Raw genomic sequence first — 12,213 nt, forward strand, 5'->3', positions numbered from 1 at the left:
ACCCTAGTTTTGCAAAGGTTCAATCAGATCGTGATTAACGTACTTTGTAAACAAAGTGGCTAAACGGGTATATACTCGACCATCTAACTCACTATATTCACCTTTTAAATAAAAGTCGCCTCGATTTAATGAAGAATCTGCTATCAAAATCTCTTGCAGGCCTGGTATCTCTTTTTCATCAAATTCACTTTTGGCCCAGGTGACATCTTCTGGATGCATGGCAAGCACTTTATAGGTTTGTAGGGAAGGCAACTCGGATTTGATGGCATGGAGTAAATCTTTTAATTTATCAGGATTAACGGATAATTCTACACCAATACAATGCTGAGTTAACCAAATTATTGTTTGAATTATTTCTTGCGTAACCTGTTCATCCACAAGTTTTATCGGTTTTTGTAGCAGATCAAACCAATATACAAACTGTTTTCTTTTTTCATTAATTTCAGTCTGTGCTTGTTGTATTCCTTCCGCATAGCCTTTGTCTCTAGCTTCCTGTTTTAAACGCTCACACTCAGCGAGAAAACGCTGCTCTTCATTAATTTCAACTTTCGCTTCATTATTTATAATCGATTCATATTCCCAAATACTAAACTCGCTGTTATTCTCATTTTTCTTTAGGTAAGGCTCGAATTCATTCGACATATACTTATCATCCCTGAAATCATATCCAATCATAAAATATAACTTAAGTACGGCAAATCAAAAAAATAACCCTTGTCCTTTGCACTACAGCTTATAGGTTAAATCATCTCATCCCCAGCTTTGGAGCCTAGGGCAATCTTACCATCGTCTGCAAGGCCTTTTGCTATAGCCAGAATATCACGTTGAGCACGCTCTACATCAACTACTTTAACAGGACCTTGTAATTCAATATCCTCTCGTAATAAATCAGCACCACGTTTAGACATATTAGAGAATATTTTTTCCTTAGTAGGCTCAGTAGTTCCTTTCAAAGCCAGTTTTAATTGCTCAGGGGTCACATCACGCAATAATGTTTGCATGCTACGGTCATCCATATCCACCAAATTCTCAAAGACAAACATTTTGTCTCGGATTTTTTCGCTTAGCTCTTCATCCCAATCTTTAATTTTATTCAGTACTTCTTCTTCCATAGCACCATCAAAATAGTTAATTACATCAGCAACACTCTTAATGCCTCCCACTGAAGCAGATTTACTTACTTTCTGACCACTGAGCTGCTTCTCTATAACTTGTCCTAATTCTGAAATGGCTTCTGGTTTTACTGTATCAATATTACACATCCGTAATAATACTTCCGATCGTTTATCCACACTAAAATAGCGTACCACTTCAGCTGCTTGCTCACTATCCAAATGAATTAATATTGTTGCAATAATTTGTGGATGCTCATTACGGATTACATCAGCAATTAATCGACCATCTAACCATTTTAACCGGTTAAGTCCACTGTCTTTATCAGAAATTAGGATTCGATCAATAAAAGGAGTTGCCTTTTCTAATCCTAAAGCTTCAATGAGTACAGTACGTAAATAATGTTCTGTATCTACTGTTAAACTGGTTTGTTCGCCAATAGCACTAGTAAATTCGACGAGCACATTTTCCATTTTCACCTTGGTAACATTACTGAGTGTCGACATCGCGACACCCACCTTTTGTACTTGTCTCGGCTCAAGATGTTTTAATACTTCAGCAGCATTTTTTTCACCCATGCTTAATAGCAAGATGGCGGCGCGCTCTATTCCATCCATAATTACCCCCGATCAACCCAATTTTTAACTACCTGTGCTACGCGCTTGGGTTCTTTATCAACAACCTGGCGTAATAAATTTAACTGCGATTCATAATCATTTGCTTCTTTGATTGAAATTGTTCCATCGTAGGTCAAGTCTGATGTAGGGTGCTCATCATCTGGAACACCTCGGACATTTCGGTTACTGGCCAGTGTTTTTAGCATGGGTCTTAGCACACCAAAAATTAAAGCTAAAACAAATAAAGCAGCTGTCGTTTGCTTCACTATGGACCAGAAAATATCTTTTTGCCAAAAACGCTCTTCGGGAATAGCAACTATAGGGTCGGGTTTAACAAAATCAGTATTGATCACATTTAAACTATCACCACGCTGTACATTTAATCCAATTGCATCTGCAACAAGTATTTTAATTTGCTGTATTTCCTTTTGCGTCAAAGGAGTCTTAGTCATTTTTTTAGTTTTCTCATCCATTACCGCTCTGTTGTCTACCAAAACTGCAACAGTAAGTCGTTTAATCGTTCCGGGTTGATTTTTGGTATGACTAATTGTTTTATCCAACTCGAAATTCTTCGTACTTTGCGTACGCAAATCCGAGGTTTGATTAGTATCTGTTGCTGTCTGTGGTGGCTCATTTGGCGGTACATTTTTAGGAGGTGCGTTCTTGGGATTAAGAGTAGGTTTAGCTTGCGGTATATTAGATAACGTACCAGGGACTCCAACTGCTTCATTTGAAACACTACGTTTTTCTTCCATAGTTTGTTCGCTACGCAATGAAGGCAGTTCGGGATTGAACATTTCTTGTGTTTGTTCATAACTGGTAAAATCTATATCAGCAGAAACTTTTGCTCTAACCCGACCATAACCAAGTATTGGTGTTAAAATATCTTGAATTTTTTGAGCATATTGATGTTCCAAATTTTGTCTGTAATCTAAAAAACGCTCTGTATCTGTAAAAGGGGTTTGCCCACCGCCTTCATTTAACAATTGTCCATCCTGATCAACAACCGTTACCCGACTTGCAGAAAGACTTGGAATACTGGATGCAACCAAATTTACAATTGCAGCAATTGTATGTTTTTTAAGCTCCAAACCTGAATAAACATCAAGAAAAACAGAAGCACTAGGCTCATGAGCATCACGAACAAACGCAGATTCACGTGGAATTGCTAAATGAACTCGAGCTGATTTAATATCATTAAATTTACTTATAGTACGAGCAAGCTCAGCCTCTAAAGCTTGCTTGTAACGTGCGTTTTCCATAAATTGACTACTGTTGAACGCATTAGAGCTGGAAAAAAGCTCTCCTGAACCTACAGAATCACGAGGTAATCCTTCCATTGCCAGTTTAAGACGTACGTTTTGCAGACTATCGGCTGCAACCATAATCATGCTGTTGTTATTATCAATCCTAAAATCAATGCCATTACGCTCAAGGGCAGAGACTACTTCGGCTGCATCACGCGCATTCATTTGCGTGTATAAAGGAACATAATTCGGATCACGAGACCATAAAACAACTGCTAAACCGATTGCAATACTTGCAGCCACACCCACGAGCAAACCAATTTGTCGCGCAATAGAAAGATTTGCAAATTTTGCTGCTACAGTTGATGCACTATCAGCCAATGCCATATCGAGCTCCTAATTATACTGGCATATTCATAATTTCTTGATATGCTTGTACCACTTTATTACGAACTCGAACAGTAGCCTCAAGCCCCAAATTAGTTTTTTGGGCAGCTATCATTACTTCCCCTAAACTCACGTTAGGGTCTCCCATTTCAAAACGTGCTTTTAAAGCGTCTGCAGATTGATTTAACTCATTGACTTGATTTAATGCCTGTTGAAAAACCGTACCAAAAGGAGATTGATTTGCTTCTGTTTCAATCACTGAACCTTCTGCCTTGGCAGACATTGTCTTTATCTGATTTAGCAGATTCACTGTATTAATATCACTCATATCCTTATTTACCTCATACTTATTTGGCGTTTTATCCTTTTTTTCTGCTGACCTGGCACCATACAGCAGCCTCTCATAGGATACCATAATCTGTCATTGCACCAAAGTGATACAATTTTTTATACTGTATACCCTTCCTCGCGCATTTTCGCTAATTTATAGCGTAATGTTCGTTCACTTACTCCCAATAAAGCTGCTACTTTCTGTCTATTTCCTTCATTCTCCAATAAAGTTTTTTCAATTAATTCAAATTCATGAATTTGAAGGTTTTTACTATTAGCAGCTGGAGTAGTTTCAGGAACCAAGGCAGCGTTCAATGACAATTGTAAATGCTCTACTTCTATAATACCTTGAGTTTGTAAAACTAATGCTCTTTGAATCACATTATCTAATTCCCGCGCATTTCCCGGCCATGGGTAAGCCAACATTAACTTCTGAGCTGCTGGACAAATCACCGGGATCACAGGTTGCTTGTGCTGGCAATGTTTACGAATCAGATAGTTAGCCAAAGGAATGATGTCATTTTTTCTTTCGCGTAAAGGATGCCACTGCAATGGGAATACATTCAAACGATAAAATAAATCTTCCCTAAACCGACCAGCCTTCACTTCATCCTTAAGCTGTCGGTTGGTCGTAGCTAAAATGCGAACATCCAAACTAATTGTTTTATTGGCTCCAATTCGCTCTACTTCTTTTTCTTGCAAAACTCGAAGCAATTTAGCTTGTAAGCTTAAAGGCATTTCACTCACTTCATCAAGAAGCAAAGTCCCCCCTTGCGCCTGTTCAAACTTTCCAGCCGTTGATTTATAAGCCCCTGTAAATGAGCCTTTTTCATAACCAAATAAAGTGGCCTCGAGCATTTGCTCAGGAATTGCAGCACAATTAATCGCAATAAAAGGTTGTTTTTTCCGGGGTGAATGATCATGAATAAAATGAGCTAAAACTTCTTTACCCGTGCCACTCTCTCCGCTAATCATCACACCAACGTCCGATTGGGCTACTTTTAATGCCATTGTCAGTAAGGCCTGACTTTTAGGATCCTGGGCAATGGGCTCTCCGGTATTTTCATCAAACTCAAGTTTAATATATTGATTTATTTTTTCAGTTAACACTTGAGCACTAAATGGCTTTTGTAAATAATCCACCGCACCGTTATGAATAGCATTCACTGCATCTTGTACTGATCCATAAGCAGTCATCAAAATTACAGGTAGTCCCAATCTTCTTTTTTGGATCTCAGCCAATAGCTGATTTCCATCAAGTTCATCCATGCGAATATCCGTTAATACCACTGATGGATTATGAATTTCAAGAAGAGCCAAAGCTTCCCTGCCATCTTTAGCAGTAATATATGTATGGCCAGCAATAGTCATTGTTTCAGCCAGCGCTTCTCTTAATACTGGATCATCTTCAACGATTAAAACATGACTCATAAAAAGTCCTTTTTCTAAGTGTTATAAATAAGGATATCATCCGTGCGTGGTAAAGCACCTCTTAAAAACTCAAGCAAAAGACACTTCAAAATGCTCAGGATGACAACCTAAAATATTATGGCAAAAACAAATTAACTTGAGTTCCAACCCCTTCTGTAGACTCCAGACTCAATCGACCTCCATGTGCTTTTACTACAGCATAAACAACCGCCAAACCTAAACCATTTCCTTGCGCCTTTGTAGTATAAAAAGGGGAAAAAGCCTGATTCTTTACTTCTTCAGGCATTCCTTTACCATTGTCCTCTACTGATATTTGTATACCTGAATCATCCATAGATGCAAGTGTTAAATTAATTTCTGTTGCATCAGATTGCAATGAATTGATCACCAAGTTTAAAACAGAACCAATTAATGATTCTGCGTGGATTAATGATTCACTGGAAATCAGTCGATTGTTCACATTGAAGGTTACATTACGAGCTAAAACATAAGGCTGCGCACGTTGTACGAGTAAGGAGCACCAATAGTTCATATCTATACGTGTCGGCTCTATTGTAGTACCTCGAGCAAACAACAATAAGTCCTGAATTTGCTGCTCAATGCTTGTATGACACTCTTGCAATCGATGTATCCAATTTTGGGTACGCACATCCAAATCAGGAAGATTATTCAAATGTTCTGTATACAACATCGCTGAAGCCAAAGGAGTTCTAATCTGATGTGCGAGTTGCGCAGTCATTGTACCAATTGAGACCAATTGTTTTTCATTTTCTTTAGCTTTCTCATAATCTCGTGTGGCAGTTATATCAGTTAAACTGACTAATATGCCCGGCAAACTGTCCAAGGTTGCAATCGCTACATGGACACGACGGCCATCCGCCAGAGAAACTTCATGGCCATCATCAGCACGAGGAGCAAAAGCACGTAAAATCACATCCAACCATAATGAATCAAATAATCCATATCCCAACATTGCTTCTGCTGGAGGATTTAACCACACAATTCGTCCTTGTGAATTGATAATTACCAAAGCAGTTGGCAGGCTGGATAAAATATCCCACTCAGAAAGAGGTATTTGCGGTCTTACAGCACATGTTTGGTAATTAGAATAATGCATACTGGATGAAATTATTTTAATTAATAAGATGACTGTAACAAATTTAAAGTAAAATGAAAATACATTTAAAATCATGCAATTAATTGCTTAAAAAGCCCCGATTTTTTTTATTGACATAAAAAAATAACCATGATATAGATATTGTAATTAAATTATTCAAAAAAGTAATTTTATGACAATTATGCGTTCCAATATGACTATGTGCATGAGCTGCCTGAACATTGTTTTTCAGGTTGGGCATGTGCAGTTGAATTTGGCGCTATAACTTCCCCGCATTCCCAATACCAGTGTTCAGGATAATCTCAAAAAAGCGCCCTTGTTAAAGTTAGAGGGCTTACTCATGAGCATATGTATTTTAATAGGAACAAAAAGCGAATCCATTGATGAAATCAACTATCCGATCATCAAACAATGTTATCAGGAACTTATTGAGGCTTTGGTTGAAAAAGGCTTCCCACGGGGGAGCATCAAAATTTATTTTGATGATGAAAAACGACAAATTCATTTTGAGTACTACCCCGATGAGTTGGACGCTCTAATCACTTATACGGATTTTGATGAAAAACTACAACTTCATTTAACCCAACTACCCTTTTCTTCAGGCTGGGATGGTAATCTCTACCTTCTTTGGCATAATAAGTCAACGGAAGAATATGTATCCGAAATTAAATCATTACGTCAATTGTCTGTTGATTTAGCACGGCAAACAAGTTATTCCCCATCCTGTTGGAGTTTTCCACAATCGTCACATTCCTATTTATCAGTACCCCAAAGAAAAGAAGCATTAAAAAAAACATTCAAAGAATTAAAAAATAAAAATTCTCTTCCTCAAGGAATCTACATAGGTGAAATTCATCATCATAAATTTCCTAAAAAATTTCTTATAGAAAATCTGGAATACTTTAAAAAATTAGGAATAAAAACCTTGTTTTTTGAGTTTCTCTTTTATGATCGCCATCAAAAATTGCTTGATGAGTATTTCAATAGCCCTAATAAAGAGTTGCCTGCTGAACTTGCTGCTTATTTGCATTTCAAAGATGTAACAAGTGAATGTGGATTTTCTGGTTATACAGATATAGTAAAAACAGCCAAAAAATCTGGTATTCGTATAGTTGCTCTGGATTCTTATCCTGCAATCTTATCCTCTATTAGAAGTTTTCAAATCAGATACTTAAATGGAGATGAACACTTCAGAATTCATTGTTTCAATGGCAAGGCAGCAAAAATTATTGAAAATGAAAGTTATGGAGAGCCTTACCTAGCTTTTTTAGGTTTTGATCACAGTTACATCAGTGAAAATTCTCGCTATAAAAATATCAAAAGTGTAGCAGCGTTGTTACCGAATACATGTTCGGTATTCCTTACAGATAGCCAAATAGCTTATAAAAATTTATATGCGCCTTTTTTTAGCTCTAGTAAACCATTGGTATTTAATTACAGCCGATATCATGAAGCAGGAGCAAATATTATTGAGTCGAGTTGGAATACTCTGGATTGTAAATTATAAGCGTAGCAATACAAAACTGAGAAAAGAGTCGCTCCAGAGAATCAGTGCCGTTCACTGTATTAAAATTAAGGCTCTAAATGCTATCTACGTTCCGTGGCTTGTAAGGCAGTGAAGGATCTACTCTCTACTTTTTTAGTAGTTTGAACTACGACTCTCGCTTTTTTTCATCCAATGATTTTAAAAGGTCTAACTTCTCGGTAATCTTTATTTCTAAACCACGATTTACTGGCTTATACCAGCCAGGCTCTTGCATCCCATCAGGTAAATAATGTTCTCCAGCTGCATAAGCATGAGGCTCATCATGAGCATAACGATACTCTTTTCCATGTCCTATTTTTTTCATTAAACGAGTAGGAGCATTGCGCAAATGAATGGGCACTTCTCTAGATTTATCCCGCTTTACAAAATCCATAGCCTGGTTGAATGCGATATAAGCTGCATTACTTTTTGCAGCAATCGATAAATAAATAACAGCTTCTCCAAGAGCAAGCTCTCCCTCAGGAGAGCCCAGTCTTTCATAAGTAAGTGCGGCATCATTTGCGATTTGGACAGCACGTGGATCAGCTAAACCAATGTCTTCCCATGCCATTCTAACAATACGCCGTGCCAAATAACGAGGGTCCACTCCCCCATCTAACATACGGCATAACCAATAAAGTGCTGCATCAGGATGAGAGCCGCGCACTGATTTATGCAGCGCAGAAATTTGATCGTAAAAATTGTCGCCGCCTTTATCGAAACGTCTGACCTGTTCTGTCAGTGAATTCATAACAAATTCTTTAGTCACATGTACATTATTCATTGTGGTACATGCTGCATGCAATTGTTCAAGACTATTCAATAATCGTCGAGCATCACCATCAGCAAATCCGACAAGCATTTCTATTGCATCATCATCAAACTGGATGTGAGATAAAACAGCCCTGTATGCCTTTTGGAACAAACGTTCTAATTCTTCATCAGTCAAAGACTTTAAAACATAAACCTGGGCGCGTGACAGTAAAGCTGAATTTACTTCAAAAGAAGGATTTTCAGTGGTAGCCCCTATGAATGTCACTAAACCTGATTCAGTATAAGGTAATAATGCATCTTGTTGCGCTTTGTTAAAACGATGAATTTCATCAATAAACAATAAAGTATGTTTACCATAAATCAGATTTTCTTGGGCTTTTTCAACTGCAGCACGGATGTCCTTAACACCGGAGAAAACCGCGGAAAGGGCTATCCATTCGCAGTCAAAAGCTTCAGCAGCAATGCGGGCAATCGTCGTTTTACCAACTCCTGGAGGCCCCCATAAAATCATTGAGTGAAGTTTTTTCCCAGCAAAACTAAGCTGTAGTGATTTTCCCTCTCCCAATAAATGACTTTGCCCAATTACTTCATCCAGACTTTTGGGTCTTAAAAGTTCTGCTAATGGTGGTGTAGGTATCGTCTTAAATAAGCTCATTGCCGAACCACATCAACCCCTTTTGGCGTTTTGAATTGAAACACACTAGCGGCTAATTTAGGGTTTAATTTGATTTGCAATAATTGGACAGTTGTCACTTGACCCAATTGATCATAAAGCTCCAATCCTGTTAAAGTATTTTGGCGAAACATCAATTTTATCCGTTGGAAATTTGCTTTAGGTGATTTTGATTTCAAATCAAAAACAAGATCCTTACCCACATTACTCTGAGTCACCTTAAAATCTCGGGTTACAGTATCATCATATCCACTCAAGAATAAAGCCGCAGTTCCCCCTAAACCTTTTTGTTGCGCTTTAACAGTCACTTGCTCTAGGTCCTTGTCATAGACCCAAATTTTCTGACCATCAGCTACCATTAACTGCGCCATAGGTTGTGTCGTCTGCCAACGAAATCGACCTGGTCTTTGTAATGCCATAGTTCCTGATGAACGAGATACGACTCGATGTTTTGCTTTTACTGTTTGCTTAAAAACAGCTGTCATTGAGCGTATGCTATTTAATTTGCCCTGCAACAATGCATCAGGTGTTTCACAAAATCCGGCGATAGAAATACTTAAGAGTAATGCGATTAATATTTTTTTCATTGTTAATCCTCCGTCACGGATGAAACCAAGACATCACGATAACCGCCATCTAATGGCCCCACAATTCCTGTTCGTTCCATTTCCTCAACCATTCTTGCTGCACGGTTGTAACCTATTTTTAAACGTCGTTGAACTGCGGATATACTTGCCTTACGTGTTTGAATAACGAATTCTACTGCTTGATCATAAAGAGGATCATCATCCTCAGTAGTAGATTGACCCTCTTCATCTGCTCCACCTTCATTACCATCACTAGATAATTTTAAAATATCCTCAATATAATCAGGCTCCCCTCGAGCTCGCCAGTCATCAGCAATACGATGAACCTCTTTGTCATCAACAAAAGCCCCATGAACACGTAAAGGTGCTCCACTTCCTGGTGCCAAATAGAGCATATCTCCATGCCCCAATAATTGTTCAGCACCTTGTTGATCTAATATAGTACGAGAATCAATTTTTGACGAAACTTGAAATGACATCCTTGTAGGAATATTTGATTTAATCAGCCCAGTTAAAACATCCACCGAAGGTCTCTGTGTAGCAAGAATCATATGAATTCCAGCAGCACGGGCCTTTTGAGCAATACGTGCGATTAACTGTTCTACCTTCTTGCCTACAACCATCATCATGTCGGCAAGCTCATCAATCACGACGACAATATAGGGTAAAAGCTCCAACTCTGGGGCTGTTTCATCCATTGAATCAACAGGCTTCCATAAAGGGTTAACCAAAGGTTGACCATCAGCAATCGCTTCAGCAATTTTACTATTGAAACCTGCCAAGTTTCTTACACCCAAAGCAGCCATCAGTTTATAACGACGCTCCATCTCTTCGACGCACCAACGCAAAGCACTGGCCGCCTCTTTCATATCAGTAACCACAGGAGTCAACAAATGTGGAATACCATCATAAACTGATAACTCCAACATTTTAGGATCAACCATAATGAGACGTACCTGATCGGGAGTTGCCTTAAATAAGATACTTAGAATCATGGCATTAATACCAACCGATTTACCAGAACCGGTGGTCCCAGCAACCAATAAATGCGGCATTTTTGCCAAATCAACCACTACGGGATGGCCTGCAATATCAACACCTAAGGCTAAGGTAATCGGTGAATGAGCCTGCTGATATACATCCGCTAACAAAACATCTGATAACCGAACAGTTTCTCGCGAATGATTGGGTAACTCCAATCCAACTACAGTTTTACCTGGGATTACTTCAACAACACGAACTGAAATTACAGATAAAGAACGGGCTAAATCTTTAGCCAGCGCAGTCAACTTACTTACTTTTACACCTGCTGCCAATTGTAATTCAAAACGAGTTACCACAGGACCAGGATGTACAGCTACCACACCCGCCTGAATGCCAAAATCCAGTAAATGTTGCTCTACTTCCCGTGATAAATTTTCTAGTTCTTGATGTGTGTATCCTCCCATTGGTTTTCCAGGCTGTCCTTTATCTAATAAGCTTAGAGAGGGCAATTCACCGGAAGTACTTACTTTTGGAATACGGATTTCCTTTATTTCTTTAACCGGTTTAACAATTTCAGGTTTTATTTCATTAGTAATTAAAATAGGAGAAGCTATCACCTCTTTTTCTTTCTCTACTTTTGATTTAAATAATTTCGGAGTAGTTTTTGCACGAGGTATTTTGGTTATTTCTCTTGAGCTGGAACGTTCAACTTGAGCCTTAAAAAGATGTATTACTTTTTGTATTGCTTTAGAAATATAATTTACAGCGAATAATGTATAAAAACCGATCAGCTCAATCACCCTTATCCATGACAAACCGGTTAGCCAGGTAGTTCCTACCAAAAGCATAGCCAATAGAACCAAGCTTGCTCCATGTAAATTCAGCATTTGATACCAACCACCACCAACAGCCTGTCCTATAAATCCTCCGGCTCCATGAATAGAATCCAATTGATTCATCTCTGCCTCGAGGCTTAATAAGCCACAACCACCAGAAAACATAAGCATCAGTCCAACAGAACGAAGAATTAAAACGCGTTTATCAAGGATCTTTAATGCACGAAGATCATGTAATAAGGTCCAGGAAATATAAACAAAAGCGACAGGAACTAAATAGGCAAAATACCCAAACACAAAGTAAAGAGCGTCTGCAATATAAGCACCTACTTGTCCTCCTGAGTTTGCAACAACTACTCCAGATCGTGAAGCATGTGAAAATCCAGGATCGCTGATTTTATAAGTCAGTAAAGATAAGAGCACAAAAAGAGCACTTGTTAAAATTAATATAAAACTACCCTCGCTAAGTCGCTTTACAACATAGCTGGGCATGTGCTTTTTAGAAGTACCGGATTTTTTTCCTGAAAGTTGTTTTTCCATAGGTATTTTCATATAGTTGTTTTTGTCATAATATTCGCCATCTTAACACAAA

General features: G+C 38.3%; 10 protein-coding genes. 1 reads left to right on the forward strand and 9 read right to left on the reverse strand.

Annotated elements, in window-relative coordinates; translation table 11 throughout:
• Positions 1 to 3: 3 nt before the first annotated feature.
• From Ltuc_RS06790 to Ltuc_RS06815, 6 genes are all read right to left on the reverse strand, one after another.
• Entirely contained in the window at positions 4 to 642 is a 639-nt protein-coding gene (locus Ltuc_RS06790; protein ID WP_058520535.1) for a flagellar assembly protein FliH, read from the reverse strand.
• Positions 643 to 740: 98 nt separating this feature from the next.
• Complete coding sequence (fliG, locus tag Ltuc_RS06795) at positions 741 to 1,730, reverse strand: flagellar motor switch protein FliG (RefSeq protein WP_058520536.1); 990 nt, start codon at positions 1,728 to 1,730, stop codon at positions 741 to 743.
• A gap of 2 nt (positions 1,731 to 1,732) precedes the next feature.
• Positions 1,733 to 3,364: a flagellar basal-body MS-ring/collar protein FliF gene (gene fliF / locus Ltuc_RS06800; protein ID WP_058520537.1), complete on the reverse strand. Its 1,632-nt coding sequence runs from the start codon at positions 3,362 to 3,364 to the stop codon at positions 1,733 to 1,735.
• Between the two features lie 13 nt (positions 3,365 to 3,377).
• On the reverse strand, positions 3,378 to 3,692 hold the full coding sequence (gene fliE, locus Ltuc_RS06805; protein ID WP_058521631.1) for a flagellar hook-basal body complex protein FliE: 315 nt from the start codon (positions 3,690 to 3,692) through the stop codon (positions 3,378 to 3,380).
• 119 nt (positions 3,693 to 3,811) lie between these two features.
• Positions 3,812 to 5,125 carry a sigma-54-dependent transcriptional regulator gene (locus tag Ltuc_RS06810; protein ID WP_058520538.1) on the reverse strand — a complete coding sequence of 438 codons (1,314 nt, stop codon included), beginning with the start codon at positions 5,123 to 5,125 and terminating at the stop codon, positions 3,812 to 3,814.
• 115 nt (positions 5,126 to 5,240) lie between these two features.
• Positions 5,241 to 6,242 (reverse strand): ATP-binding protein, encoded by a 1,002-nt coding sequence (locus tag Ltuc_RS06815; protein ID WP_058521632.1) that lies wholly within the window; start codon positions 6,240 to 6,242, stop codon positions 5,241 to 5,243.
• Positions 6,243 to 6,582: 340 nt separating this feature from the next.
• On the opposite strand from Ltuc_RS06815, the gene Ltuc_RS06820 reads away from it, so the two are divergent.
• Positions 6,583 to 7,749: a TraB/GumN family protein gene (locus tag Ltuc_RS06820; protein WP_058520539.1), complete on the forward strand. Its 1,167-nt coding sequence runs from the start codon at positions 6,583 to 6,585 to the stop codon at positions 7,747 to 7,749.
• Positions 7,750 to 7,894: 145 nt separating this feature from the next.
• Here Ltuc_RS06820 and Ltuc_RS06825 read toward each other — a convergent pair whose 3' ends face one another.
• Genes Ltuc_RS06825 through Ltuc_RS06835 form a run of 3 tightly spaced genes read right to left on the reverse strand, consistent with a single transcriptional unit; the run spans position 7,895 to position 12,161 of the window.
• Positions 7,895 to 9,196 carry a replication-associated recombination protein A gene (locus Ltuc_RS06825; protein ID WP_058520540.1) on the reverse strand — a complete coding sequence of 434 codons (1,302 nt, stop codon included), beginning with the start codon at positions 9,194 to 9,196 and terminating at the stop codon, positions 7,895 to 7,897.
• A complete protein-coding gene (gene lolA, locus Ltuc_RS06830; protein WP_058520541.1) occupies positions 9,193 to 9,801 on the reverse strand; it encodes an outer membrane lipoprotein periplasmic chaperone LolA in 609 nt (202 codons plus the stop codon). The genes Ltuc_RS06825 and lolA overlap by 4 nt, the downstream gene beginning before the upstream one ends.
• A gap of 2 nt (positions 9,802 to 9,803) precedes the next feature.
• Positions 9,804 to 12,161 (reverse strand): DNA translocase FtsK, encoded by a 2,358-nt coding sequence (locus tag Ltuc_RS06835; protein ID WP_058520542.1) that lies wholly within the window; start codon positions 12,159 to 12,161, stop codon positions 9,804 to 9,806.
• Between the last annotated feature and the right edge of the window lie 52 nt (positions 12,162 to 12,213).

It is taken from the genome of Legionella tucsonensis (genome assembly GCF_001468035.1).
Taxonomy (GTDB): Bacteria; Pseudomonadota; Gammaproteobacteria; order Legionellales; family Legionellaceae; genus Legionella; species Legionella tucsonensis.